General features: G+C 74.8%; 24 protein-coding genes. 21 read left to right on the top strand and 3 right to left on the bottom strand.

Annotated elements, in window-relative coordinates; translation table 11 throughout:
* The 19 genes from ABZ914_RS09980 to ABZ914_RS09890 all read left to right on the top strand — a co-directional run.
* On the top strand, positions 1 to 1,119 hold a 1,119-nt coding region (locus tag ABZ914_RS09980), incomplete at its 5' end, for a M20/M25/M40 family metallo-hydrolase (protein ID WP_500192657.1).
* Positions 1,116 to 2,291: an Ldh family oxidoreductase gene (locus ABZ914_RS09975; protein ID WP_500192656.1), complete on the top strand. Its 1,176-nt coding sequence runs from the start codon at positions 1,116 to 1,118 to the stop codon at positions 2,289 to 2,291. The genes ABZ914_RS09980 and ABZ914_RS09975, both read left to right, overlap by 4 nt.
* Positions 2,288 to 3,325 (top strand): Gfo/Idh/MocA family protein, encoded by a 1,038-nt coding sequence (locus tag ABZ914_RS09970; RefSeq protein ID WP_500192655.1) that lies wholly within the window; start codon positions 2,288 to 2,290, stop codon positions 3,323 to 3,325. Before ABZ914_RS09975 ends, ABZ914_RS09970 begins: the two co-directional genes overlap by 4 nt.
* Positions 3,322 to 3,738, top strand: coding sequence for a DUF6917 domain-containing protein (locus tag ABZ914_RS09965; protein ID WP_500192654.1), 417 nt, complete (start codon positions 3,322 to 3,324; stop codon positions 3,736 to 3,738). The genes ABZ914_RS09970 and ABZ914_RS09965 overlap by 4 nt, the downstream gene beginning before the upstream one ends.
* Before the next feature lie 248 nt (positions 3,739 to 3,986).
* A complete protein-coding gene (locus ABZ914_RS09960) occupies positions 3,987 to 4,514 on the top strand; it encodes an EF-hand domain-containing protein (RefSeq protein ID WP_500192653.1) in 528 nt (175 codons plus the stop codon).
* A gap of 123 nt (positions 4,515 to 4,637) precedes the next feature.
* Positions 4,638 to 5,834, top strand: coding sequence for a DegT/DnrJ/EryC1/StrS family aminotransferase (locus ABZ914_RS09955; protein ID WP_500192652.1), 1,197 nt, complete (start codon positions 4,638 to 4,640; stop codon positions 5,832 to 5,834).
* Positions 5,831 to 6,982, top strand: a complete 1,152-nt coding sequence (locus ABZ914_RS09950; RefSeq protein WP_500192651.1) for a DegT/DnrJ/EryC1/StrS family aminotransferase — start codon at positions 5,831 to 5,833, stop codon at positions 6,980 to 6,982. Before ABZ914_RS09955 ends, ABZ914_RS09950 begins: the two co-directional genes overlap by 4 nt.
* 13 nt (positions 6,983 to 6,995) lie before the next feature.
* Positions 6,996 to 7,952, top strand: a complete 957-nt coding sequence (locus ABZ914_RS09945) for a UbiA family prenyltransferase (protein WP_500192650.1) — start codon at positions 6,996 to 6,998, stop codon at positions 7,950 to 7,952.
* Positions 7,949 to 9,394, top strand: a complete 1,446-nt coding sequence (locus tag ABZ914_RS09940) for a protoporphyrinogen/coproporphyrinogen oxidase (protein ID WP_500192649.1) — start codon at positions 7,949 to 7,951, stop codon at positions 9,392 to 9,394. The genes ABZ914_RS09945 and ABZ914_RS09940 overlap by 4 nt, the downstream gene beginning before the upstream one ends.
* Positions 9,395 to 9,398: 4 nt before the next feature.
* Positions 9,399 to 11,024, top strand: a complete 1,626-nt coding sequence (locus tag ABZ914_RS09935; protein ID WP_500192648.1) for a class I adenylate-forming enzyme family protein — start codon at positions 9,399 to 9,401, stop codon at positions 11,022 to 11,024.
* The gene (locus ABZ914_RS09930; RefSeq protein ID WP_500192647.1) at positions 11,021 to 12,724 is read left to right on the top strand and encodes a CoA transferase; all 1,704 of its coding nucleotides are present in this window, start codon (positions 11,021 to 11,023) and stop codon (positions 12,722 to 12,724) included. Before ABZ914_RS09935 ends, ABZ914_RS09930 begins: the two co-directional genes overlap by 4 nt.
* Complete coding sequence (locus ABZ914_RS09925) at positions 12,721 to 14,397, top strand: class I adenylate-forming enzyme family protein (protein WP_500192646.1); 1,677 nt, start codon at positions 12,721 to 12,723, stop codon at positions 14,395 to 14,397. Before ABZ914_RS09930 ends, ABZ914_RS09925 begins: the two co-directional genes overlap by 4 nt.
* Positions 14,394 to 15,206, top strand: coding sequence for a class I SAM-dependent methyltransferase (locus ABZ914_RS09920; protein ID WP_500192645.1), 813 nt, complete (start codon positions 14,394 to 14,396; stop codon positions 15,204 to 15,206). The genes ABZ914_RS09925 and ABZ914_RS09920 overlap by 4 nt, the downstream gene beginning before the upstream one ends.
* Positions 15,203 to 15,637, top strand: a complete 435-nt coding sequence (locus tag ABZ914_RS09915) for a carboxymuconolactone decarboxylase family protein (protein ID WP_500192644.1) — start codon at positions 15,203 to 15,205, stop codon at positions 15,635 to 15,637. Before ABZ914_RS09920 ends, ABZ914_RS09915 begins: the two co-directional genes overlap by 4 nt.
* Positions 15,638 to 15,713: 76 nt before the next feature.
* The gene (locus ABZ914_RS09910; RefSeq protein WP_500192643.1) at positions 15,714 to 16,343 is read left to right on the top strand and encodes a GntR family transcriptional regulator; all 630 of its coding nucleotides are present in this window, start codon (positions 15,714 to 15,716) and stop codon (positions 16,341 to 16,343) included.
* A 48-nt stretch (positions 16,344 to 16,391) separates the two neighbouring features.
* Positions 16,392 to 16,862, top strand: coding sequence for an OsmC family protein (locus tag ABZ914_RS09905; RefSeq protein WP_190858067.1), 471 nt, complete (start codon positions 16,392 to 16,394; stop codon positions 16,860 to 16,862).
* A 28-nt stretch (positions 16,863 to 16,890) separates the two neighbouring features.
* Positions 16,891 to 17,793: a LysR family transcriptional regulator gene (locus tag ABZ914_RS09900; RefSeq protein ID WP_500192642.1), complete on the top strand. Its 903-nt coding sequence runs from the start codon at positions 16,891 to 16,893 to the stop codon at positions 17,791 to 17,793.
* Between the two features lie 112 nt (positions 17,794 to 17,905).
* The gene (locus ABZ914_RS09895; RefSeq protein ID WP_500192641.1) at positions 17,906 to 19,069 is read left to right on the top strand and encodes an alpha/beta hydrolase; all 1,164 of its coding nucleotides are present in this window, start codon (positions 17,906 to 17,908) and stop codon (positions 19,067 to 19,069) included.
* A gap of 142 nt (positions 19,070 to 19,211) precedes the next feature.
* On the top strand, positions 19,212 to 20,183 hold the full coding sequence (locus ABZ914_RS09890) for a hypothetical protein (RefSeq protein WP_500192640.1): 972 nt from the start codon (positions 19,212 to 19,214) through the stop codon (positions 20,181 to 20,183).
* 264 nt (positions 20,184 to 20,447) lie between these two features.
* On the opposite strand, the gene ABZ914_RS09885 is transcribed toward ABZ914_RS09890, so the two are convergent.
* Both ABZ914_RS09885 and ABZ914_RS09880 read right to left on the bottom strand, forming a co-directional pair.
* Positions 20,448 to 21,029, bottom strand: coding sequence for a TetR/AcrR family transcriptional regulator (locus ABZ914_RS09885; RefSeq protein WP_500192639.1), 582 nt, complete (start codon positions 21,027 to 21,029; stop codon positions 20,448 to 20,450).
* An 84-nt stretch (positions 21,030 to 21,113) separates the two neighbouring features.
* The gene (locus ABZ914_RS09880; RefSeq protein WP_433247392.1) at positions 21,114 to 22,079 is read right to left on the bottom strand and encodes a pirin family protein; all 966 of its coding nucleotides are present in this window, start codon (positions 22,077 to 22,079) and stop codon (positions 21,114 to 21,116) included.
* Positions 22,080 to 22,361: 282 nt separating this feature from the next.
* Between ABZ914_RS09880 and lplAB the strand changes: the two genes are divergently transcribed.
* On the top strand, positions 22,362 to 23,411 hold the full coding sequence (gene lplAB / locus ABZ914_RS09875; protein WP_500192638.1) for a lipoate-protein ligase LplAB: 1,050 nt from the start codon (positions 22,362 to 22,364) through the stop codon (positions 23,409 to 23,411).
* 62 nt (positions 23,412 to 23,473) lie between these two features.
* Here the strand turns inward: lplAB and ABZ914_RS09870 are convergent, their stop codons facing one another.
* Positions 23,474 to 24,601 (bottom strand): Gfo/Idh/MocA family protein, encoded by a 1,128-nt coding sequence (locus ABZ914_RS09870; RefSeq protein ID WP_500192637.1) that lies wholly within the window; start codon positions 24,599 to 24,601, stop codon positions 23,474 to 23,476.
* 231 nt (positions 24,602 to 24,832) lie between these two features.
* On the opposite strand from ABZ914_RS09870, the gene ABZ914_RS09865 reads away from it, so the two are divergent.
* Entirely contained in the window at positions 24,833 to 26,368 is a 1,536-nt protein-coding gene (locus ABZ914_RS09865; protein WP_500192636.1) for a TerD family protein, read from the top strand.
* The last annotated feature ends 63 nt before the right edge of the window (positions 26,369 to 26,431 follow it).

Raw genomic sequence — 26,431 nt, 5'->3', positions numbered from 1 at the left:
GCCCCGGCCGGGCCCGCCGACCTGGACGGCGGGCCGGTCCCGGCGGCGGTCCGCGCGGCCGCGGCCCGCCCCGGGTTCCTCGAATGCCAGCCCAGCCTCGTGCTCCGCCTCGGGCCGGACGACCTCCCCGCCGAGCGCACGGTCATGTTCAACGTGCACCTCGACACCGTCGCGGGCCGCCAGCCGGTCTCGTTCGACGGCGACCGCTTCCACGGGCGCGGCGCGATCGACGCCAAGGGCCCCGCGGTGGCGCTGCTCGCGGGCATCCGCGCCGCGCGCGCGGAACGTTCCGCACTGGGCCGCGACGTCGGCGTGCTGGTGCAGGCCGTCGCGGGCGAGGAGGGCGGGGCGATGGGCGTCTTCGGCACCCGGCCCCTCGTCCGGCGCGGCTACACCGGACGCCTGAACGTCTTCTGCGAACCGACCGGCGGACGGTTCCTGACCCGCAGCACCGCCGCGATGACCGCGCGCATCGTCGTGGACGGAGACGACGCCGTCGACGACCGGCCGGGCCACGGCCACAACGCCAGCGTCCTGCTGGGCTTCCTGGCCCAGCATCTCGGCACCGCGCTCGGCTCCTCCGTGCCGGACGCGACCGTGTGCGTGGCCGGCCTGCACACCGGCACCCGGCACAACAAGGTCTACGGCGGCGGCTCCCTGCTGCTCAACCTCGCCTACGGCTCCCCGGAGGCCGCGCGCCGCCTGGAACAGCGCCTGCGGGACGCGCTGAGCGAGGGGCTGACGGAGTTCGCGTTCGCGTTCGCGGGCACGCCGCTGTTCGGCCGGACCGCCGCCGACGCCCGCGCCGTCACCCGGCTCGAATGGCTCAAGCGCGGCCTGCCCGTGCTCGACGACCGTGACGCCTGGGGCCACGCGCTGCTGCGCGACCGCGCCGGCGTCGCGCCCTGGCCGCCCGGCGAGCCCGCCTTCACCTGCGACGCGATCTGGATGTCGCAGGTCCCGGGCGCCTGCACCGTCGTGCTCGGCCCCGGGGACCTCGCCGCCAACAACGCCCACGCCGACGGCGAGTTCGCCGGCGCCGGCCAGCTCGCCGACTTCGCCGCCACCGTCTCCCGCGTCCTCACCGCCTTCACCGACGACCTGAATGGATCACCGTGACCACGACCTCGCCGTTCCGGCGCCCCTCGCCCGTCCCCGACCCGCCGGACGATCCCGGCACCGCCCCCCGGACGGCCGCCCCGTCCGTCCGGGCGGCCTACACCGACCTGCTCGACTTCGCCGCGGCCGTCTTCCAGCACCACGGGCTGCCGTCCGCGCGGGCGGACGCGGCGGCGCGCGCGCTGTGCTACGGCGACCTCACCGGCATGGCGTCCCACGGCCTGACCAACCTCACCCGCCTCTACCTGCCGCTGTTCGAGGACGGGCGGGTCGACCCCGGCGCCGAGCCGCGGCCGGTCGCCGACCGGGGCGCGTCGGTCCTGCTCGACGCGCGGCGCGCGCTGGGCCTGTGGGCGGCGGAGGCCGCCATGGACCTCGCCGTCGAGCGCGCCGCCACCTTCGGGATCGGGATGGTGGCGGTGCGCGGGGCGACGCACTTCGGCTGCGCCGGGCACCACGCGCTGCGCGCGGTGCAGCACGCCATGATCGGCCTGGTCGCCGCCAACTGCGGCGGGCAGCGGATCGTGCGGCCGCCCGGCGGCGCGGTGGCGATGCTGGGCACCAACCCGCTGAGCGTCGCCGCGCCCGCCGGCCCGCATCCGCCGTTCGTGCTGGACATGAGCACGACCGCCGCCCCCACGGGCCGGGTCCGGCAGGCCGCCCGCGAGGGGCGGGCGATCCCCGCCGGGGTGCTGCGCGACGACGACGGCGCTCCCGTCACCGACCCGTCCGCCTTCGACGAGGGGCGGGCGCACCTGATGTGGCTCGGCGGCGAGGCCGGGCAGTACAAGGGGTTCGGGCTCGGCATCGCGGTGGAGGTCCTCGCCGCGGTCGTGTCCGGCGCCGCGCTCGGCGCGCATCCGGACGCGCTCGACGGCGACGGCGGCCCCACCGGCCGCGACGACGGCATCGGGTTCTTCGCCGCCGCGATCGCCCCGGACGCGCTCCGCGCCGGCGCCGCGCTCGACGCGGGCACGCTGTTCGGCGCCCTGCTCGGCTGCCCGCCCTCCGACCCCTCCGAACCCGTCCGGTATCCCGGCTGGCACGAGCACCGCCGCGCCCAGGAGCGCCTGCGCGACGGCGTCCCGCTGAGCGAGGACCTCTACCGGGAACTGCGCCGCACCGCCGCTCGCCTCGGCGTCCCCGCCCCCGCGGCGCTGGAGCGGGCATGACCGCGCCGCTGCGGGTCGCCGTCATCGGCCTCGGCGTCATCTCCCGCTTCTACCTCGCGGCGCTGCGCGACTCGCCCTCCATGCGGCTGGCCGCCGTGTGCGACAGCGACCCCGCGAAACCGGACGCCTCGCCCGTGCCCGGCTACACCGACCACCTCCGGCTGCTCGACGAGGAGCGCCCGGACGCCGTGGTGGTCACCGTGCCGAACGACGTGCACCTGCGGGTGTGCGCCGACGCGCTGGAACGGGACGTCGCCGTCTGCGTGGAGAAGCCCCTCGCGCTGGACGTCGCGCAAGGGGACGCGTTGCGGCGGCTGGCCGACCGGCGGGGCGTCCCGCTGTTCACCGCCTTCCACCGCCGCTACAACGCGGCGGTCGCGCGGCTGCGGGAGCAGTGCGCCGGCTCCCGCATCACCGAGGTGACCGTCCGCTACCTGGAGCGCATCGAGGAGCACGCCGGCGACGACAGCTGGTATCTCGACCCGGGCCGCTGCGGCGGCGGGTGCGTCGCCGACAACGGCCCCAACGCGTTCGACCTGCTGCGGCTGCTGCTCGGGCCCGCCGACACGGCGCCCGAGGTGGTGTCCGCCCGGATCGAGACGGACGCCCGCGGCACCGACCGCCGCGCCGACGTCCGGCTGCGGAGCCGGACGGCCGCCGCGCGGATCCTGCTCGACTGGTCGTACCCGGGCGAGCGCAAGGACGTCGAGGTGCGCCTCGCCGACGGGCGCACGCTCCACGCCGACATGCTCGACGGCCATCCCGGCTTCAAGGGCTCCCTGTGGCACGAGTACGTGGGCGTGCTGCGGGACTTCGACCGGCGCATCCGGGCTCCCCGGACGCCCGACGGCGGCCTCGCGGCGCTCCGGTTCGTCCGGGCCGCCTACCACCTCGCGGAGACCCGGATCGCCGAGCGCCGCGCGCCCGCCCCCTCCGCGCCCGCGGCGCCCGCCTCCTCCGCGCCCGCAGCGCCCGCTCCGCCGCAGGCCGGGACGGGGTCCGGGGACGGCGCGCGGACGGGAGGCGGCGGATGAACCCGTTCGAGGACGGCCCGAAGAGCGCGGTCGCCGCGACGCTCGTCAAGATCCTGGCGCACCGCCGGACGGACCGGGGCATGCGGCTGGAGCCGTTCGCCAGCCGCTGCGTCCGCGCCGGAGAGGTGCACGAGCTGGTGGCGACCGACCACGCCGAGACCGCGGCGGGCGCGCGCATCGACCGCGTCGCGTTCCTCGGGTTCGCCGAGATCGACGCGGGCGGCGTGCTCGACCGCGGCGACGAGCTGTGGATCGCCGGGCGGCGCGTCGGCGTCCTGCTCGGCTTCGACGGCTGCCACCTGCCCAACCACTACAACGTGCTGGTCCGCGCCGAGCCGCCGCGCAGCGGGACCGAGCTCGGCCTGGCGCCGGGCGAACGGCTGGCGTTCCGCCAGGGCGCCCCGCCGGACTGAGAAAGGGCCGAAAAAGCGCCGGCGCCCGAAATGGCGGGCCCGGCCATTCGGCATGCCCGGAAGGCGATCCATTCCCGTGACGCGACATTCGTCGGAGAGATATCAATCCCTTACCCGCGGCGCATGTTCCGGCGGTGACGGGCTCGGGCAGAGTTAACGACGCGAAGCGGAATCCGGGCCACCGCCACGGATACGCGGAGTTTCGCTCGTCCACCCGGTTCACCGAATGGTGCAGGAGGAGAACGAAAATGGTCATGGCCACCACCCAGTCCAATCGCCTCGAAGAGCGGTTCCGGCTGTGGGACCGCAACGGCAACGGCGTCATCGAGCGGTCCGACTTCGAGCGCGAGGCCGACGACATCATCGCCCGCCTCGGCGCCCAGGGCACCCCCCAGGCCGACAAGCTGCGGGAGACCTACCTCGGCATGTTCGACAAGCTGTCGGAGGCGGCCGGCTCCGACCGGATGACCCGCGGGGAGTTCCTGAGCGCCGCCGAACAGGAGATCATCAGCAAGGGCGACGCCGGGTTCTCCTCGGTGGTGCGGCCGACCATCGAGGCCATCGTCGGCATCCTGGACCGCGACGGCGACGGCGAGGTGTCGCCGCCGGAGATGCACGGCTGGTTCGCCGCCATCGGCCTGGACGGACAGGTCGCCGACCAGGCCTTCCGCCAGCTCGACGTCGACAACAGCGGACGGCTGACGGTGGACGAGCTGGTCGACGCGGTCCGCGACTACCACCTCGGCCGCAACGACATCCCGCTGCTCGGCCGCTGACCCGGACCTCCGGGAAAGAGCGCCGTCCGGGAGGATCCGCCGCCATTCGGCCCGCGGGGCCGGACCGCGGGCCGGGAAACCTCCCGGACGGCCCCCCGCCCTCTCATCTCCGGGTAGGAAATCGTGCAGACAACACCGCCGGAAGCCCCTTCCCCCGTTCCGTCGGCCGCCATTCCCTTCTTCGATCAGGCCGCGAGTTTCCAGCAGCACTGGGAGGGGATCAGAAAGCATCTCGACGACGTTCTGGACAACGGCAAGTTCTCGCACGGCGCGAAGGTCGCCGAACTGGAGGGCCGGCTCGCGGCGTGGACCGGGGCGGGCCATGTCGTGGCCGTCAACTCCGGCACCGACGCGCTGATCCTGCTGCTGCGCGCCGCGGGGCTGGAGCGGGGCGACGAGGTGATCGTCCCCGCCTACTCGTTCATCGCCACGGCCAGTGCCGTGGTCCTCGCCGGCGGCGTCCCCGTCTTCGCCGACATCGAGGAGCGCGGCCACGGCCTCGACCCGCGCGCGGCGGACGCCGCGGTCACCGCCCGCACCCGGATGATCATGCCGGTGCACCTGTTCGACCGCATGGCGGACCTGCGCGGGCTCGGCGCGGTGGCGCGGCGCCACGGCCTGACGATCGTGGAGGACAGCGCCGAGGCGATCGGCATGCGGGCGGACGGCGTCCACGCCGGGCTGCACGGCGCCGGCGGGGTGCTGTCGTTCTTCCCCGCCAAGACGCTCGGCGGCATCGGCGACGGCGGCGCGGTGCTCACCACCGAGGAGTCCGTCGCCGAGACCGCCCGGATGCTCTGCCACCACGGGCGCGGCGGCCGCACGATCGACAACTTCCCCGGCATCTCCAACGCCACGGTCGTCCCGGGACGCAACAGCAAGATGGACGACGTCCAGGCGGCCGTCCTGCAGGCCAAGCTCACCGCCCTCGACGCCGACATCGCGCGCCGCGCGGAGCTCGCCGCACGCTACGACGAGCGGCTGCGCGGGGTGCCCGGCGTCCGCCGCGTCCCCGGCTCGATCCCGCCGCCCCCCGGGAGCGACCGCGTCTCGTACGTCCACCTCCTGCACGTCGAGGACCGCGACGCTCTCGCCGCGCACCTGGCCGGCCGGGGGATCGGGACGGAGGTCTACTACCCGGTCCCGCTGCACCTCCAGCCGTGCTTCGCGCATCTCGGCCACCGGCCCGGCGACTTCCCGCGCGCGGAGGCCGCGTGCGCGTGCGCGCTCGCCGTCCCCCTCTATCCCGACCTGTCCGACGAGCAGGTGGACCGCGTCTGCGACGAGATCGAGCGCTTCTACGAAGGGACGCCGCGATGACCGCCCCGCCCGTCGCGACGATCCCGTTCTTCTCGCCGGACCTGTTCGAGGAGGACCGCGAGGCGCTGCTCCACATCGTCCACGCCGTCGGGACCGGCCGGGACCAGAAGTTCATCCTCGGCGAGCGGACCGCGCGGCTCGAACGCGCGCTCGCCGCCCGGATCGGCGCAGGCGACGTCGTCGCCTGCTCCAGCGGCACGTCCGCGCTGACCCTGGTGCTGGCCACGATGGACGTCGGCCCCGGCGACGAGGTCGTCGTCCCGGCGTTCGGGTGCGCGCCGCTGGCCGCCACCGTCATCGACGCCGGCGCCCGGCCCGTGTTCGCCGACGTCGACCCGGTCCGGCTCACCGTCGACCCCGCCGCCGCCGAGGCGCTGATCACGCCGCGCACCCGGGTGCTGCTGGCCGCCCACATGTTCTCGGTGATGGCGGACATGCCCGCGTTCCGGGCGCTGGCCGACCGGCGCGGGGTCCGCCTGATCGAGGACTCGGCGCTCGCCCAGGGCGGGCGGCTGCGGGGCCGTCCGGCGGGCCGCTGGGGCGACGCGGGGCTCTACTCCTTCGTGCAGGTGAAGACGTTCGGCATGCCGGGGGAGGGCGGAGTGGTGATCACCGACGACGCCGGCCTCGCCGCCGACGTGCGGATGCTCCGCAACCACGGCCAGGACGGCGTCCACCGCTTCGTCCACCACCGGATCGGCCACAACAGCCGCTTCGACGAGGTGATGGCCGCGTTCCAGCTGTACCGGCTGGCCGGCCTCGACGACCGGCTCGCCCGCCGCACGGAGATCTGCGCCTACTACTCGCGCCGGTTCGCGCCGCTCGCGGAACGCGGCCTGACCGCGCCGCCGGAGGGCGGCGACGGCCGGTTCCCCTACGTGTACACCGTCCTCACCGACGACAGGGACGCGCTGGACGCCCATCTGGCCGCGCACGGCGTCACCGCGCACGTCTACTACCCGCGCACGCTGCCGGCCCAGCCCGCGTTCGCGCCCTACGCGCGGCCCGGCGGGTCGTGGCCGAACGCCGAGTCCGCCGCGCGGCGCACCATCTCGCTGCCGCTCTATCCGAACCTGACCGACGCGCAGGTGGAGTACATCGCCGACACCGTCTGCGCGTTCACCGACGTCCGCAGGGGGACCAGATGAACACGGGGACCAGATGAGCCAGCAGACCGCTCTCCAGAGGTCCGGCGTCACCGGGCGCGGTGACCTCGCCGCGTACGCGCGCCTGGCCAAGCTGGACATCTACGACTACTACCTCGGTCTCGTGGTCGTGTGGGCGCTGCTGTCGTCCACCGTCCGCTGGAAGCCGCAGACGTTCGGACTGCTCGCGCTGGTCCTCGTGGCGGAGGTGGTCGTGGTGGCCGCCATGGTGGGGTTCGACGACGTCACCGGGTACCGCGACGGCAGTGACGCGGCCAACTACGGGTCCGACGCCGCGCGGCGGCGCCTGGCCCGCAAGCCCCTCGTCGCCGGGACGCTCACCGAGGCGCAGGCGCTGCGGTGCTCGTGGGCGGCCACCGCGCTCGGTTCGGCGCTGTGGGTCGCGGTGGTCGCCGCCGCCCCGCACCGTCCGCTGTGGGCGGTCGTGCTGGCGGCGGTGTGCGTGGCGGCGTCCGTGCAGTACTCGTGGGGGCTGAAGATCAGCTACCGCGGGTTCCAGGAGCTGTTCCTCATCGGCCTCGGCGTCGGCTGGACGCTGGTGCCGTACGCGCTGCTGACCGGCGGGGCGAGCGGCTTCGCCGTCGTGCAGGCGGTGCTGTTCGGGTCCGGTCCGATGCTGTTCGGGCTGTACTCCAACACCAACGACGCCGACGGCGACCGCGCCGCCGGGCGCATCACCGTCGCCACGCTCGTCTCCGCGCCGGCGCACCGGGTGTTCGTCGCCGCGATGACCGGAGCGCAGGTCGCGCTCATCGCCGGATCGGCGGTGGCGGGCGCCGCGCCGTGGTGGTTCCCCGTCGCGCTGCTCCCGCTCGTCGGGATGCGGCTCGCTCACCTGGTGATCGGCTTCCGCGGCGACATCCTGCGCGCGCGCCGGATCGCGATCCATGCCCACCGCGTCACGGTGGTGCTGCTGGTCGTCGCCGACCTGATCGCCGGGGCACTGGCATGACGGCCGGGCGGCCCGCACTGGACGTCGCCGTGGTGGGCGCGGGCCCCGCCGGTCTCGCCACCGCGTACGCGCTGGCCGAGGCCGGGTGCACCGTCCGGGTCCTGGAGGCCGCCGATGCCGTCGGCGGCCGGACGCGGACCGTCCGCGAGCACGGCTGCCTGATCGACACCGGCGCCGAGATGTTCCCGGGCCGCGCCGGCTACCCCGCGACCTGGCGGCTCATCACCGCGCTCGGCCTGGACCGCGACCCGGCCGCCGTGCCGAACGTCCGCGGCGCCTTGGCGGTGTGGCGGGACGGCCGCCCGCGCCCGCACGCCGGCCGGCCCCTGGGGCTGCTGACCGGCGCGGGCCTCGGGCCCCGGGCGCGGGTCGACCTGCTCCGGCTCCAGGCCCGGCTGGTGCGGATGGCGCAGCGCGGCGACCTCGACCCCACCCGCCCCGAGGCCTCCTCGCTCGGCGCGGACACCGTCGCGGACCTCGTCCGGCCCTACCACCGGGACGTGTCCGACCACCTCATCGGCCCGCTCGTCAGCGGCTTCTTCGGCTGGGACCCCGAACGCTCGGCCGCCGCGCCGCTCGCCGCCCACCTGGCCACGTGCGGCAGCTCCGCGACATGGCACACCTACCGCGACGGCATGGACACCCTCGCCCGCGCCCTCGCCGACCGCCTGGACGTCACCACCGGCCATCCCGTCACCCGCGTGACGCAGCAGGGCGACGCGGTCCGGCTGGAATCGCCGCGCGGTGACGTCGCCGCGCGCGCGGCGGTGCTGGCCGTGCCCGCCCCCGTCGCGGCGCGCCTGTACGCCGACGAACGTCCCGCCGTACGAGCCTTCGTGGACGCCTGCGGGTACACGCCGATGCTGCGCGTCAGCCTCGTCCTGGACGCGCCGCTGGCGCCCGGCGGGTCGCGGTCCGGCTTCGCCACGCTCATCCCCGCCGCCGACGACCGGCTGCTCGGCGTCGTCACCGCCGACCACCACAAGCACCCCGGGCGGGCGCCCGCCGGCGGCGGCCTGGTGTCGCTCGTCGCCTCGCCGCTCGGCTGCGCCGACCTCCTCGGACAGCCCGACGGGACGGTCGTGGAGCGGCTGGTCGCGCGCGGCGAGCGCTTCGTCCCCGGTCTCGCGGCGCACGTCGTCCACGCCCGGGTGCACCGGTTCGAGCACGGGCTGCCCGAGGCGACGCCGCGCGCGCTGGGGCTGCGCGGCGCGTTCGCCCGGCGCCCGGTCTCGGCGGTCGAGTACGCGGGCGACTGGGTGACGCTGCGCCCGTGCGGCGAGGGCGCCGTCGCGTCCGCCGCGCTCGCCGCCGAACGGGTCCTGGCCTGCCTTGCGGCGCGCTCGGATCCGCCGCAGACGGACCCCGTCCCTCCTGCCGCCCTGAGCCGGACGGCGGAGTCCCGGACCGCAGGCGATTCCCGTCCCGACGACCAGAGGTGAGGCGATGGCGCCCTTCAGCAGACGGATCGAGCTCGGCACGCTGTTCGAGGACGTGGCCGAGCGCGGCCGCACCACGACCGTGCACCTCAGCCGGCCCCTGGACATCGCTCCCGGGCTCGGCACCGCCCTCGACCCCCCGGCGGCGGCCCGGCTCGTCCTGGACGCCGCCGGATGGTTCGCGGCGGCCGGGGCCGTGCCCGGCGACCGCATCGCGATCGTCAAGCGCAACCACTGGGACCTGGTGCTGCTGTGCTGCGCCGCCGCCCGGATCGGCGCGGTGCCGGTGCCGCTGTCGGCGCACCTCGATCCGGACGTCCTGGAGATCCTGCTCAAACGGCTGGATCCGGCGCTGCTCGTCGCCGACTCCGCGCGGGCCGCGGACGGCGCGCTGACCTCCCTGGCCTCCCGGACGCTGCTGCTCGACGGCGGTACCGGCGGCGCGGAGGGAGGCGGGACCGTGCTGTCGCTCGACGACGTCCGCGGCCACACCGCTCCGGCACCGCGTCGCCCGCCGGTCGACCACCCGCTCGTCATCCTGCACACGTCCGGGACGACCGGGGTCCCGAAGCTCGTCGTGCACTCCACCCGCACCCTGCTGAGGCGCCTGGCCGGTTTCGAGGCGCACCGCTGGCCCGTGCTCGCCAGCCGTCCCGGCGACGTGGTGGCGGGTGCCTTCTCCTTCGCCCACGGCCGCGCGCTGGCCTGGACCGCGAGCGTGATGGCGCTCGGCCCCGAGAAGCTGCTGGTGGTGTCCGGCTCCGGCTGGGACGAGGCCCGGCCCCTGCTGGAGCGGTACCGGCCCACCACCGTCGAGGCCCAGCCGTCGACGTTCGTGCGGTGGCGCCCCCACGTCCGGGCGCAGGACGGACCGGCGCGGACCGGCGCGTTCGACCGCGTCCGCCTCTACATCAGCACGTTCGACGCCGTCCACCCGCCGACGGTGCGGACGTTCCTCAACGCCACCGGCCATCCGCGGCCGATCTGGCTGCAGGGCTGGGGGCAGACCGAGACGGGTCCGCTGACCTTCCGCTTCCTCACCCGCCGCGCCATGCGCGCCGAGCGCGAGCGGCATCCGACGACCCGCGACCTCGGCCGTCCCGTCCCCGGACGCAGCCGCCTGCGCGTCGTCGACCGGGACACCCTGCGGCCGGTGCCGCGCGGCACCGCCGGCCTGCTGGTGTGCGGCACGAAGGCGCTGTGCCTGGACTACGTCGGCGAGCCGCAGCGGTTCCGGCGCAAGCTCGCGGGCAGGTGGTTCATCACCGGCGACGTCGGCGTCCTCACCCGCGGCGGGCGCCTGCTCCTGCTGGACCGGGAGGCCGACGTCCTGCCGGAGGGCAGCTGCGTCGAGCTGGAGGACGTGCTCGAAGACCGGCTGCCCGGCGTCGCCGAATGCGTCGTCCTCGGTGTGCCCGGCGGTCGCTGCGTGCCCGTCCTCGTCACCGAGGACGGCCGGCTGGACCCGGTCCTGTGGCGGGAGGCGACTGCAGACCTGCCCGAGTTCGCCGATCCGGTCGTCGTGCCCTGGGACCGGATACCGCGTACCGGGACCGGCAAGGTCCGGCGGGCGGCCCTGCGCGAGCGCCTCGGCGTGACCCCCGAGACCTACGGGACGGGGAAGTGGACGTGAGGACGGTCGCGTGCTCCGTCGAGGCGCCGGTGTCGCGCCCGCTGGACGGGACGGTCGTGCGCGCGTCCGGCGACTCGGTCGCGGTGCGCGTCGCCGCGTCCCGGTTGCGGGCGCTCGGCTGCGCGATCGAGACCCGTGGCGAGCCGCTTCCGCCGGACGCGCCCGCTGGTCTGCTGCGCGTCGAGCGGGCACCGTGGATCTCCGGCGAGCGCGCGCTGCCCGAGTGCCGTATCGGCTGGTCCGGGCCCGTGGCGGTGCCGATGTCCGGGGAGCGGGATGTGCAGGCCGCCTGCGGCATCATGCACGTCCACGGGCGCGCCACCGGCGAACCGCGCGCCCTCCACGTCGACTACGCCTCGGTGTGCGCGGGCGTCCTCGCGGCCCAGGCCGTGACGGCGGGGATGCTGGCCGTGCTGCGCGGCGGGACGGCCGTGCGCGCGGTGACCTCGGTCGCCCAGGCGGCGGCGCTCTCCCTCACCCAGTACGTCGCCGTCGCTACCAGCGACCCCGGTTGCAGCTCCTCCCTGCCGGAGCCGGGCGCGGAGCGGACGCCGCCGTTCCGTTCGGCCGGCGGCGTCCGCTTCGAGATCGAGACGTTCCGGGCCGAGAGCTGGCTGCGCTTCTGGACCGAACTGGGCGCCGAACGCTCCGCGATCGCCGCGGGCTGGCCGCCGTTCCAGCAGCGCTTCGCCACCGGGACCTGCGCGCTTCCCCCCGGATTGCAGGCCGTCGCGGCGGCGTGGGACTACCCTGCGGTGCGCCGCGCCGCCGAGGCCGCCGGCGTCAGCATCGTGGTGGTGAACGACGCCGGGACCCCGCTTCCTCCGGCGCCCGCGTCCCCGTGGCGGCTCCGCCCCTTTCCCGCCGCGCCGGTACCCGCTCCCGGCGGACGGCCGCGGACCGGGGGCGCCCCGCTGGCCGGGATCCGGGTCGTCGAGTCCGCCAACCGGGTCCAAGGACCGCTCTCCGGGCACGTGCTCGGCCTCCTCGGCGCCGACGTCGTCCGCCTCGAACCGCCCGGCGGCGACCCGATGCGCGGCGTCCCGCCGATGGCCGGGGAGGTCTCGGCCCGGTTCCTCGCGCTCAACCGCGGCAAGGACGCCGTCGAGGCCGACCTGAAGTCGCGGGCGGGCCGCGAGACGGCACTGCGGCTCGCCGCCTCGTCGGACGTGTTCCTGCAGAACTGGGCGCCGGGCCGCGCCGCCCGGTTCAGGCTGGACGCCGCGGACCTGGCCGCCGTGCGGCCCCGTCTCGTCTACGCGTACGCGGGCGGCTGGGCCGAGGTCCTCCCCGCGCCGCGGCCGATGGGCACCGACTACCTGGTCCAGGCGCACACCGGCGTCGCGGCGCTGCTGTCGCCGCCGGGCCGTCCTCCCGCGCCGACGCTGATGACGATCATCGATGTGCTCGGTGCGCTCATCAGCGCCGAAGGCGTCGTCGCGGGACTTCTCGGCGCCGCCCGGACCGGCGCGGGCGTGCGGGTCGAGACCGCCTTGGCCGACGCCGGCCGCCTGCTGCGTGACACCCACGAGGCCGGCGGCGGTACCGCCGGCGAGACGGCGCCGGTCGTGTCCGACCTCGCCGCGATGGCCGCCGACCCCGCGTACGCCGCCCTTTTCGAGACCGATGGAGCCGCCACCTACAGCCGCGCCCCGTGGACGTTCACGCGGCCTTCCGAACACCGCAGAGAGGAACCATGAGAACCTCCGCATCTCCGGTCTGGACATCGGCCAACGGCGTCACGTTGACCGACCGGGTGCCCGCCGCGACGCGAGCCGCCTGGACGGCGGCCGGGGCGTGCCCCGGGCGGGACCTGTACACGCTGTTCCGCGAGCACGTCCGGGCCTCTCCCGAAACCGAAGCCGTCGTGGACGACGCGGGCGCGCTCACCTATGCCGCGCTCGACGCCCGCGTCCGCCGCGCCGCCGCCGCACTGCACGCCGCGGGCCGGGGTCCCGCCGACATCATCGCCATCTTGGTGCCCAACGGACGCGACGCGGTCGTCGCCGAACTGGCCGTCGCGGCGATCGGCGCCGTCGCCCTGCCGATCCCTCACACGCACGGGCCGGGCAGCGTCGCCGGCCTCGTCCGGCGGTCCCGCGCCGCGGCGGTCATCGCGGCGGCGGACGCGATCCCGTCCATCGAGAACGCCCCCGACCTGGAACTCTGGGCGCCGGGCATCCCGCCGCGCGCGGACGTCCGTTCGCTGGACGAAGCCGATACCGGGCAGGCCCGCGCGTGGCGGCCCGCCCGTGTCCACGCGGAGGCACCGGCGCGCATCCTCGTCTCCTCCGGGTCGGAGTCGGAGCCGAAGATGGTGGCCTACTCCCACAACGCCATGGCGGGCGGCCGGGGCAACTACGTCGGCGCCCTGCGGCGCGACGTCGAACGGATGCGCGCGCTGGTCCTGGTGTCGCTGGCCTCGTCGTACGGGTCGCTCGGGACGTCGGCGATCCTTGCCCGCCACGGCGGCACCCTCGTGTTGCCGCCGCGCTTCGACGCCGCCACGGCGCTCCAGGCCGTCGAGCGGCACCGCCCCACCCACCTGTTCGGCGTCCCCACCATGCTCTGGCGGATGGCCGAACACGAGACCGGCGCGGACGTCTCGTCGCTGCGCGCCGTCGTCTCCAGCGCCGGGCCCGTGCACCAGCACGTCAGGGACGCCTGCGTCCGCCGGTTCGGCATGCCGCCCATCAACATTTACGGGTCCAGCGACGGAGTGAACTGCCACACCGGCCGCGACCCGGACCGCTGGGAACCCGGCCTGGCGGGCGTCCCCGATCCGGCCGTGGCCCGGATCGGCATCCGCGATCCGCGAGGTCGGCCGCTGCCGCCCGGCGAGGCGGGGGAGATCTGGGCGCTCGGCCCGATGACCCCGCTCTGCTACGTCGCGGCGCCGGACCTCGACGACCGGTACCGCGCCCCCGGCGGCTGGGTCCGCACCGGCGACCTCGGCAGCCTCGACGCCGACGGGACGCTGCGGGTGCTCGACCGCCTCAAGCGCACCGTGATCCGCGGCGGCGTCAGCCTCTTCCCGGCGCAGGTCGAACGCGCGCTCATCTCCCATCCCGACATCACCGACGCGCACTGCGTGCCCGTGGACGACCTCGATCTGGGCGAACGCATGTGCGCCTGCGTGGCCCCGCGCGCGGGCGCCCGGCCGCCGTCCCCCGCCGCCATGCTCGCCCACCTCGCCGAACGCGGCATCGACCGGCGCCAGCTGCCCGAACGCTTCCTGATCCTCCCGGAACTGCCGGTCGGCCCCACCGGCAAGGTGAGCGTCAGTGCCCTCACCCGCATCGCCGCCGAATCGGCCGTCCCCGCGGACACCGCGCAGGCGCCGGCACGCCCGGACGGGAGGGCCGGCCGATGAGCCGGGCCGCGGCTCCGCCGCCGTCCCGCATCTTCGGCGACCGGGACGAGCACAACGGCGAGCAGCACCGCCTCCTGAGCCTCGCCTACGACCCCTTCACCATCGAACGGCTCGCACGGACGGGCGTCGGCCCGGGATGGCGATGCCTGGAGGCCGGCGCGGGCAACGGCAGCGTGGCGGTGTGGCTCGCGCGGCGCGTCGCCCCGACGGGCGGCGTCACGGCCACGGACGTCCGCCCTTGCGGTGTGGCGGCCGTTCCGGGGCTCGACGTCGTCCGGCACGACATCGTCCGCGACCCGCTTCCCGAAGGCGAGTTCGACCTCGTCCACGCCCGGCTCCTGCTGCGGCTGCTGCCCGAATGCCGCGCGGTGCTGGACCGGCTCGTCCGCGCGCTGAAACCCGGCGGCGTCCTGCAGATCGACGAGTTCGACGCCACCCGCGCCCCGTCCCTGTGCGCCCCCGACTTCGCCGCACACGAGCTGTACCGGACGCTCATAGCGGCCAAGAACCGGCTGATGGCCGAGCGAGGCGTCGATATCGCCTGGGGACGCAGAGCAGCCGGCGCCATGCACCGCGCCGGGCTCGTCGACATCTCGTCCCATCGCCGCCTGGAGTTGTGGACCGCGCGGTCGCCGGGGCTGCGGCTGCTCGCCCACCACACCCGTCACCTGCGCGACGAGTTCGTCCGCGCGGGGATGAGCGACCGGCAGTTGGCCGACGTGCGCGCGCTTCTGTCGCACCCCGATTTCCGCGCCTGCTCTTACGCCTTCTATTCGGTGCAGGGCCGTCGGCCCGAGGAGGCGCGATGACCGCGCAGCGTATCGACGTCCACGCGGCCGCTCCGGACGTCCACGCCGCGATGGCGGACGTCGACGCCGCCGCGAGCGGGCCGCTCGAACCGGCGCTGGCCGAACTCGTCCGCATCCGCGTCTCGCAGATCAACGGCTGCGGCCTGTGCCTGTCCATCCACACGCGGGCGGCCGAGACGGCGGGGGAGGACCGGGACCGCCTCCGGGCCCTGGCATCCTGGCGCGCTAGCCCGCTGTTCACGGGCGCCGAACGCGCGGCCCTCGCCCTCGCCGAGGCCATGACCGTGATCACCGACGCCGGAGTGCCCGACGGGATCCTCGCCGCCGCCCGCGAGCACTTCGACGAGACCCGGCTGACGCACCTGGTCTGGACGATCGCCGCCATCAACGCCTGGAACCGCGTCGGCATCGCCGCGTCCCCGCCGGCCTGACCGCCGCCGCCGCTATCTCCATGGGGACCGGCGGGAGCGGGTTGCATGCAAGGCATCCATTGCATACATTGCATGCGTGCAGCAGACCGATGTGGTGTACCGGCGGCTCCGCGACCTGATCGTCGCGGGGCGGTACACGCCGGGCGAGCGGCTCACCGAGCTGTCGGTGAGCGCCGCGCTGGAGGTGAGCCGGACGCCGGTCCGGGAGGCCCTCCGCCGGCTGGAGGGCGACGGCCTCGTCGAGGGGACCGGGCGGGGCGTGGTGGTCAACGCGCTGTCCCCCGAGCGGCTCGGCCACGCCTACGAGGTGCGCGCCGCGGTGGAGGCGCTCACCGCCGAGCTCGCCGCCGACCGGCAGCGGGCCGGGCGCGTCCCGCCCGCCGACCTCGACGACCTGGAGCGGCACGCGTCGCTGCTCGAGGAGGTCACGGCGGCCGGCGACCTCGACCGGGCGATCGGCCTGAACCGGGCGTTCCACCGCGGGATCGCGGAGATGGCCGGCAACCCGATCGCGCTGGAGACGCTCGACCGGCTGTGGGACCAGATCATCGTCTCGACGCGCGACTCGCTCGCCGCCCCGGACCGCCCGGACGCGGTGGCCGGCGAGCACCGCCGGCTGCTGCGCGCGATCGCCGAGGGCGACCGGGAGCTCGCCGGCCGCATCGCCGGCGACCATGCCCGCAGCACCAAGGCGACGCTCACCTGAGACGCCTGCCGGGCGGCCGGACGTCCGGACGACCAGAGGAGGACTGCGATGCCGAAGACCCATCACTACGAGCTGACGGTGACCTGGACGGGCGACACCGGATCCGGGACCAGTTCCCACCGCTCCTACGAGCGGGCCCACGACGTGGAGGCCGAGGGGAAGCCGGCGATCGCGGGCAGCTCCGACCCCTCGTTCCGCGGCGACCCGTCCCGCTGGAACCCGGAGGAGCTGCTCGTCGCGGCGCTCTCGCAGTGCCACATGCTGTCGTTCCTCGGGCTCTGCGCGGGCGCGGGGATCGTCGTCACCGGTTACGTCGACCGCCCGCACGGGACGATGATCGAGACGCCGGACGGCGGCGGCCGGTTCGAGGAGGTCGTCCTGCGCCCCGAGGTGACCCTCGCGGACCCGGCCCGGGCCGACGAGGCCGCGCGGCTGCACGAACGCGCCCACGAGGTGTGCTTCATCGCCAGCTCGGTGAACTTCCCGGTCCGGCACGAAGCCCAGATGGCGAAGGTCTGACCCCTTCTATCGGTGAGATGCTGGCGTGATGATGGGATCACGCCAGCTCGAGTACTTCAGGGCCGTCGCGCGGGAACTGCACTTCACGCGCGCGGCGGAGGCGCTGCGGATAGCGCAGCCGGCGCTGTCCCAGCAGATCCGCAAGCTCGAACGGCACCTCGGTGTCGCCCTGTTCGACCGCGACAACCACCGGGTGGAGCTCACCCCGGCCGGTGCGGCGCTCCTCGAACACGCGGAACGCATCCTCGCCGACATCGCGGCGGTGGAGGAGGAGATGCGGGGCTGGGCCGGCGGGACGCGCGGCCGCATCCGGCTCGGCGTCGCGCGCGGGCTGACCGCGCGGCTGGCCCGCCTGCTGGCCGCGTTCTCCGCCGAGTTCCCCGGCGTCGACGTCGAACTGCGGGAGACCAACACCGAGGAGATGGTCGCCGGCCTGTACGGAGGGCGGCTCGACGCGGCGACCGTCGTCCGGCTGCCTCCGCAGGAGGAGGGGCGCCGGCTCGACGCGCTCCCGCTGGGCGAAGAGCCGCTCGTCCTCATCACGGCGGAGTCGGCGCCGCTGGCGGGCCGCTACCGGGTGCCCGTGTCGGCGCTGGACGGCATCGACCTCGCCTGCTTCTCGCCCGGGTCGACGATCCGGGAGATCGTGCTGTCGGCCCTCGCTGAGGCGGGGGCGGCGGCGCGGATCCGGCTCGAGACCCGCGAGTACAGCACGGCACGGGCCATGGCGAGCGTGGGCCTCGCCGCGGCCGTCGTCCCCCGCTCGATCGCGGAGGAGCCGGGGCTGCCGGTCGCCGTCGTCCGGCTGGATCCGGAGCCGACGTGGGCGCCGTCGCTGGCGTGGCCCGCGGGCCGCAGGCCGGGCCCGGCGCTGTCGGCGCTCATCGCCTTCATGCGCGACCATCCGGAGCTCGCGTCCGTGGGGTCATAAGCCAGATGTCTCACCAGCAGCTCATTCATGTCTTGGACATCTGACCCGCCCCGGCGCGACGATCAACGAGTCCCGCACAGCGCGGGAGATGACCGGAAAGTGGAGCGGAACGATGGACCGTGACGAGCGTGGACGCAGGGCGTACGAGGGTCTGATGGGCGTGCGGGCCGAGGACGCCTTCGACGACGTGCGCCGGATTTCTTCGCAGATGTACGAGACCGTGCTCGACGGGGCGTTCGGCGGGCCGCTGGCGCGGGCCGAGCTGAGCCGCCGGGACCGGGAGATCGCGAGCACGGCGATCGTGGCGTCCCTCGGCGGCGCCGACCGGCGCCTGGCCAGCCACGTGCGCGCCGCGCTGCACCAGGGGGTCGCCCCCCACGAACTGCTCGCGCTTGCGGAGCACATCTCGGTCTACGCGGGCTTCCCGCGCGCGCTCAACGCGTTGGACGTGGTGCAAGAGGTGCTGCAGGAGGCGGGCGTCCCGAACCAGCCGGTGCTCCACCGCGTCAAGCTGGCCGACCACGAGACCGTGGTCGCGCAGAAGGGCGACCACGGCCCCGCGGTGATCCTGTCGCATTCCCTCGGCGTGGACTGGCGGATGTGGGAGCCGGTCATGGAACGCCTCTCGCAGGGACGCCGCGTCTTCGCCTACGACTTCCGAGGCCACGGCGCGGCGGCCGGAGCGCCCCACCCGTTCTCCATGGACGACCTCGCCCACGACATGGGCGGCGTCCTCGACGCGTTCGGCGTGGACCGGGCGCACGTGGTCGGGCTGTCCATGGGAGGCGGCATCGCGCAGACCTTCGCGGTGCGCTCGCCCGAGCGCGTCGAGTCCCTGGCCCTCCTCGCCACCACCGACCACCCGTTCGCCTCGTTCGAGGGACGGGCGCACTCCGGGGAGGTCGATGGCATGGAGGCGCAGATCGTCCCGACGCTGACGCGCTGGTTCACCGCCCCCGCGCTCGCCACGAATGGGTGGGGCGTGCAGTACGCGCGGGAGCTCATCCGGCGCTTCGACCCCGCCGACTGGGCCGCCGCCTGGCGCGCCTTCAAGGACGTCGACGTCCAGGGCAAGCTCACCGCGCTCGACGCGCCGACCCTGGTCATGGTGGGGGAGGAGGACTACTCCACCACGCCGGAGATCATGTCGGGCGTCGCCGAGCGCATCCCCGGCTCGACGTACCGGGTGCTGCCGGAGACGCCGCACATGCAGACGCTGGAGAAGCCCGACCTGGTCGCCGACGCCCTCGACCGCTTCCTCCCGGCCGACCGCTAGAGCACACGCGTGGAGCCGTCCCGGAGGAGACGGCTCTTCGCATGCTCGCCCGTGCGGGTGAGGCGAATGGTTCCCGCGGGGGAGGTGGCGGCCGGGCGCCCGCCGGAAGGCTCGCCACCATGGACACGGGTTGGACGCACCGGTGAGCGGCACCGCGGCACCGGTGGAGACGGAACGGATCGGCGCCCGATGGTCGGCGATGCGCGTCGCGGGCGGCTACGGGGCCGCCCTGTCGCTGTCGCTCTACCTCTTGGTGAAGGTCGTGTGGGTGGTGGCGGCCCTGCTCGGGCACACGCCGTCGTCCTTCAGCGACGGCGACTGGATCGTGCTGAACGCGGTCACCGTCGCCATGTCGGTGGTGGGCGTCGTCCTGGGGCTGGTCCTCGCGCAGCGCTGGGGGCGCCGCGTCCCGGCGCCGCCCCTGGTCTTCTTCGCCTGGACGGCCGCCGGGTTCCTCATCCCGATGATCCCCTACATGCTCGCCAGCGCGTTCCTGGGAGGGGACTCGGGAGGCGGCGGGGACGGCGGGGACGGCGGGGACGCCATGCCGCCATGGGAGGTGGTCTTCATCACCATCGGATTCGCGGGCATGGCCGTCGGGCTGGCCGTGGCGCTCCCCGTCTACCTGCGCGAGAGGTGGCCGGCCGCCTTCCTCGGGCGGGTCGGCGACCGCCGCCCCGCGAGCCTCGGGCGGACCCGCCTGCGGGCCCTGTACCTCCTGGTCGCGGTACCGGTCCTCCTCTGGACGTACTGGACGGCGGGCGGCACGCTCGGTCTCGCGCACCGCGACGTGATGGACGCCAACGGGCGGCTGCTCCTCGGCAACTCCGCGCTCTGGGCGGTGATGGGCGCCGTGGCGATCCGCGTCGTCGCCACGGGCCGCCCGAGGATGCCCTTGTGGATCCCGACGGCGGTGGCGTTCACGTCGTCCGGATCGCTGTTCGCCTGGGCGGCGTGGAAGCTTCCGTGGGCGCTCATCAGACCCGGCGGTTACACGGCCGCCGAGTACCCGGCCGTCTCCGTCGTCGAGTACGGGCTGAGCATCGCCGCAGGAATCCTCATGCTGGCCGCGCTCCTCAAGACCGCCCGGTCGCAAGACGCCGCCCCCCGATGACCTCTCACCCAGCAGCCAGCCCACACTGTCGGCCTCTACGGCGGCAATCGGCACCCCACCCCCGCCGACCCACAGCGCCCCAAGTCCACCGGCCCACGGTGCTCGCCTCTCGCCGACCACGCTGCCCCGGCTCCGCCGGCCTTCGCTGCCCGCCTCGCGCTAGCCCACAGAATCCAGGTCCCACCGGCCCTTGGTACCTGCCTTCCGGCGTCGCACACTGCCCCGGCTTTCAGCGGCCAGCGCTGCCCCGGCCTCCGCCAGGGCTCAGCGGCCGGCGTAGATGATCGGTGTCAGCAGCAGATCGAGGCGGTCGTCGGTGCGGCCGGGCCGGAGCCGGTGCCCGTGCGCGAGGGTGGCGAGGCCGTGCAGCGCACCCCAGGTCACCTCCGCGAGCGTCTCCACGTCCCGCTCGCCCGCGAGCGGCTCCAGCGCGGACACGAACTCCCCGAACGCGTCCCGCAGCGGCTCGGGGGACTCGCCGGTGCCGAACGTCACGTCGATCCGCTGGACGAACATCGCGTCGTACAGGGCGGGCCGCTCCCGGGCGAACTCCAGGTACGCCCCGGCCACTGCGCGCAGAGCCTCCTCCGGGGCCGACTTCGCCGTTCGCGCCTCCCGCAGGAGGCCGGCCAGCTCGCCGAACCCGTCCAGCGCCACCGCGGCGACGATGGCCTCCTTGCCCTTGAAATGGCTGTAGAGGACGGGCTGGCTGTACTCGACGCGCTCGGCCAGCCGCCGGGTGGTCACCGAGTCCCAGCCCTCGGTCTCGGCCATCTCCCGGGCCGCCCTGATGATCAACCGGTGGCGTTCTGCTCGCTCGCGCTCTCGGCGTTCTTGTACGGACACGGGTCGAATCCTAGCATCGCTAGACTAGCGAGCAAGAGTAAAGCTAGCTTGAATCGGAAAGCTAGCGATGCTAGGACCCGTCGGTCAGCGCACGCGCCCCCGCGGCTTGAGCGGCACGTCCGGAAGGGCCGGCGCCGGGATCGGGGGCCCGTCGTAGCCGTGCACGACGCCGAACGCGTCTCCGGACGTCCAGTCCTCGCGCGCCCGGCGGATCTCCTCGCCCGACCGCGCGACGAAGTTCCACCACATGACGAGCTTCTCCGCGAACGGCTCGCCGCCCAGCAGCACGAGCCCGCTCGCCCCGTCGGCGCGCAGCCGCAGCTCCCGGCGGCCGCACCCGAGGTAGACCATCGAGCCCGGTTCGGTCCGCACCCCGTCCACCTCGGTGACGCCCGACATCGTCAGCGCCGCGTACTCGAAGTCCGGCTCGACGGGCAGCCGGACGTCCGCCCCGTCCGCCAGCGCGATGTCCGCGCCGACGATGGGGGTGAACACCGTCCCCGGCGAGGCGGCCCCGTCGAACTCGCCGAGGATCACCGTCCCGCTGAAGCCGGGGCCGGTCACCACCGGCAGGTCGCCGTGGTGCTCGAACGCCGGGTCCGTGCGGCGGTGCGCGTCCGGCAGGGCCACCCACAGCTGCGCCCCGTGCAGGAGACGCGCGTGCTCGCGCGGTGACTCCTCCGAGTGCGCGATGGCCCGCCCCGCCGTCATCAGCCCCAGCTCCCGCGGCCGGACCGTCTGCAGGCTCCCGAGGCTGTCGCGGTGCAGCACCTCGCCCTCGTGCAGCCAGCTCACCGTCTGCAGCCCGATGTGCGGATGCGGCGGCACCTGCATGCCGGGCTGGTCGGCGATGTCGTCGGGGCCGTAGTGGTCGACGAAGCACCAGGCGCCCACCATCCGCCGCCCCAGGCTCGGCAGCAGCCGCCGGACGAACGTGCTCTCGCCCAGCGGCACCCGCCGCGGCGGCAGCACGTCGTGCACCGGACCCCCGGGAACGTCCTCCCGGCCCCCGCACGCCACGGCCTTCGGCCGAACATCAAGATTGCTCACGACACCGCCCCCTCTTTTGGAACACCGTATGCAACGCCCCCGCCGACTCCCCCTGCCGGGATCACCCGACGCCGCACTCCCCGGCAACCAGGGAGGGCACTCGCGATGCGCCAAGGATGGTGCTCGCAGGTCGCCCAAGGCGTACTGCCGGGGTCGCAAGGGGCGCTGCTCGTGGTCGGCCGGAGTGACACTTGCGGGTCGCCAGAGTTGGGGCGGGTTGGGGCGGGGGTCACTGCGCGGGGGTGGAATCGGCGGGGGTGCGGTGGGGTTTGAATCAACGTGATGCACGGTGAGTACAAGGTCCCTGGCGGCAAGCTCGTGGTCGCCGACGTCGAGGTGGCGGACGGACTGCTGCGCCGTCCCAGGATCAGCGGCGACTTCTTCATGGAGCCCGACGAGGCGCTCGAGGCCATCAACACCGCCCTGGACGGGCTGCCCGCGGGCCTGGAGGCCAAGGAGATCGGCGCGCGCGTCCAGGCGGGGCTGCCGGCCGGGACCGTGATGCTGGGCGTCACCGCCGAGGCCGTGGGGATCGCGGTGCGGCGGGCGATCACGCATGCGTCGGACTGGCGCGACCACGAGTGGCGGCTGATCCACGAGCCGCCGCAGGAGCCCGCGCTGCACATGGCGCTCGACCAGGTCCTCGCGGAGGAGGTCGGCGGCGGTCGCCGCCCGCCGACGCTGCGGGTGTGGGAATGGGCGTCGCCGGCCATCATCATCGGCAGCTTCCAGTCGCTCCGCAACGAGGTCGACGCCGAGGAGGCCGAGCGGTACGGGGTCGAGGTGGTGCGGCGCATCAGCGGTGGCGGTGCCATGTTCGTCGAGCCCGGCAACACGATCACCTACTCGCTCTACGCGCCGGGGTCGCTCGTGGCGGGGATGTCGTTCGCGGAGAGCTACGCGTTCCTCGACGACTGGGTGCTGGGCGCCCTCGCCGAGCTCGGGATCCGCGCCTGGTACCAGCCGCTCAACGACATCACCTCCGACGAGGGCAAGATCGCGGGCGCGGCGCAGAAGCGCCTGGCCGGCGGCGCCGTGCTGCACCACGTCACGATGTCCTACGACATCGACGCCGCGAAGATGCTGCGGGTGCTGCGGATCGGCCGGGAGAAGGTGTCCGACAAGGGCATCGCCAGCGCGGCCAAGCGCGTCGACCCGCTGCGCCGGCAGACCGGCCTGCCCCGCGAGCAGATCATCGACCGGATGATCGCGCACTTCCGGAGCAGGTACGGCCTGGTCGCGGACGGGTTGACCGACGAGGAGCTCCGTCTCGCGGACAAGTACGTCGCCGACAAGTTCACCACTCCCGAGTGGACCGCCCGCGTCCCCTGACGGCGGTGCACGGTCCGGTGTCCGCATAGCGAGGGCGGTGGCCCGGCGGGGAGAGCGGGCGTTCACGGCCGCGTCACCTCCTGTCGCGTCCCGGTCGCGGCGGACAGCCGGACGGCGTCGAGGAGCCGGTGCACGTGCAGGCCCGTGTCGAAGCCGGGGACGGTCCGGCCGCCCGTCCGGAGGTCGTCGGCGAGGCGGGCGTAGAACTGCGCCACGTTGAGGACCTCGACGTCGCGCGCCGGCTCCGGGACCCACAGGTATTCGTCCGGGACGGGCAGGTCTTCCCGTGGTGATCCGTGCCGCCGGGAGCCGCGGAGCGCCAGGGCGCCGATCTGGACGCCGGCCGCGGCGCCGGGACCGGGGGAGACGAGCGCGAGGTCGCCGTCCGTGCCCGCGATCTCGATCCGGGTGCGGGCCGCGGTGGCCTTGGCGTCGTGGACGTGCACGGAGGCGGTGGCGCCGCCGGCGAGGACGGCGGCGACGGCGATCTGGTCGGGGCTGGTGACCGCGACCGTGTCGTCCGTGCCGGCCACCCGGTACTCCGTCCGCTGCACGGCCAGCTCCGCCGAGAGGGCCGCGATGTCCCCGGCGAGGTACTCCAGGGCGTCGAGGGTGTGGCCCGCGCCGACCTCGAGCGTCCCGGCCCCGTTGGACGGGTCGAGCGTGTAGGCGGCGAAGTCGGGGATCTCGCCCCCGGCGCCCTTGCCGCGCGCCGCGTACACGTTCACGGAGGTCACTCTGCCCACGTAGCCGTCGGCCACGAGGTCCCGCGCGTACCGGACGGCGGGGGAGAAGCGCGCCTGCAGGCCGACCGCGTGCCGCACGCCGGTGCCGTGCGCGAGGCGCAGGAGGTCTTCGGCCTCCGCGGTGGTGAGCGCCAGGGGCCATTCGCAGTAGACGTGCTTGCCCGCGTCGAGCGCCGCGCGGATCAGCGCGTCGTGGGCGGGCACCTTGACGGTGATCGCCACGAGGTCGACGTCGGGGTGCGCGGCGAGTTCGGCGGCGTCGGTGAAGGCGTGCGGGACGCCGAACCGGTCGGCCGCCGCCCGGGCGCTGGCGGTCCGGCTGGTGCCGACGGCCGTGATCTCGTAGTCCGGCAGGGCGCGGAGCGCGGGGATGTGCGCTCGCGCGGCCCAGCCCCGGTCGGGGTTCGCCCCGACGATGCCCACCCGGATCCTGCCGTCCGCCATGTCGCACTCCTCCCGATAACCGGACCATCGCCGTCCGCTTGTTCGGGAGCGTAGCGCAACCGGACGTGGTTCGTCCACTTAAACGGAGTGGTTCCGTCCGGTTGCCTGGGCGGGTGATCTGGCGGGCGGCACGGAACTCCGCGGTCGTGTCGTGCGTCCACCTCACATGCAGGTCGCCGTGCCGTGCGTCTGCCCGTAGGTTGTCGACGTCGGTTGATGACGAGGAGCGTTATGTCCATGCAGAAGGGCGCCAACACCGCGGTGCCGGTCGCCGCGGTGCGCGTCGAGGTCGGTTGGCAGGGCGGCCCGGGGGTGCCGGACGCCGACGCGTCCGCGCTGCTGCTGACCGAGTCCGGCCGGGTGCGTTCGGACGGCGACTTCGTCTTCTACAACCAGCCGGCGCACGCGTCCGGCGCGGTGCGGCACGAGGGGAAGCGGCCCGGGCCCGTCACCGTGGACGCCCTCGCGGCCGACCTCGACCGGGTCGAGCCGGGCGTGGAGAAGATCGTGATCGCGGCGTCGGCGGACGGCGGGACGTTCGGCCAGTTCCAGGGCCTGTACGTGCGGGTCGTGGACGCGTCCGGCGGCGCCGAGATCGCGCGCTTCGACAGCCAGGGCGCCACGAGCGAGACGGCGTTCGTGCTCGGCGAGCTGTACCGGCGCCAGGGCGCGTGGAAGTTCCGCGCGGTCGGGCAGGGATACGACACCGGGCTCGCGGGCCTGGCCACCGACTTCGGGATCAGCGTCGACGACCCGGGCCAGGGGGCCGCGCCGCCGCCTCCTCAGGCGCCCGCTCCGCCGCAGGCCCCGCCGCCTCCTCAGGCGCCGCCCGCCCCGCAGGCACCGCCGGAGCAGTACGCGCCGCCCGGCGGCCAGTACATGCCGCCTCCGCCCGGCCAGTACGCGCCGCCCCCTCCGCCACCTCCGGGACCGGGCCAGTACGCTCCGCCGCCAGGGCCCGGCCAGTACGCGCCCCCACCCGGCGAGTACGCGCCGCCGCCTGGTGGCCAGTACATGCCGCCGCCACCGGGGCAGTACGCGCCTCCGCCCGGTCCCGGATACGCGCCTCCGCAGGCGCCGCCTCCGCAGGGACCGCCTCTCCAGGCGCCGCCTCCTCAGGCGTCCGCGCCGGACGGCGGGAAGATCTCCCTGACCAAGAACAAGCCGACGGTGTCGCTCACCAAGCACGGCGCCACCTCCGGCCACATGCGGGTCAACCTCAACTGGACCGCGCGCGAGGGCGTCGCCAAGGGACGGCTCGGGAAGCGCCGCCGCGGCGTCGACCTGGACCTCGACCTGTGCTGCCTCTGGGAGCTGCAGAGCGGCCGCAGGGGCATCATCCACGCGCTCGGCGACATGGGCGCGCTGGACCGCCCGCCGTTCATCAAGCTCGACGCCGACGACCGCACCGGCGCGATCGAGACCGGCGAGAACCTCACCATCAACCTGGACCACACCGCCGACTTCAAGCGGATCCTGGTGTTCGCCGAGATCTACGACGGCGCGGACGACTTCCGCGGCCTGGACGCGATCGCCACGCTGTTCCCGGTGAACGCGCCGCCCATCGAGATGCGCATGGACGACTGCGTGGACGGCTCCCGCGACGCCGTGCTCGCGCTCATCGAGAACGTGGGCGGAGAGCTGGTCGTCCGGCGCGAGGGCCGGTTCGTGATGCCGCCGCCGGGACGGCCCCGGTGGGGCAAGATGTCGGTCGACGAGGCGTACGGCTGGAACCTGGAGTGGGTGGCCGCGCGCGGCAAGGACTGAGCACGGCGGCGGGGCGGGGGGGAGCGCCGCGCCCCCCCCCGCGGGGGGGGGGGGTGAGGGGGA

It is taken from the genome of Spirillospora sp. NPDC046719, assembly GCF_040645715.1.
Classification (GTDB): Bacteria; Actinomycetota; Actinomycetes; order Streptosporangiales; family Streptosporangiaceae; genus Spirillospora.
Note: the sequence above shows the minus strand (reverse complement) of the source record. Positions and strands in the feature narration are given on the sequence as shown.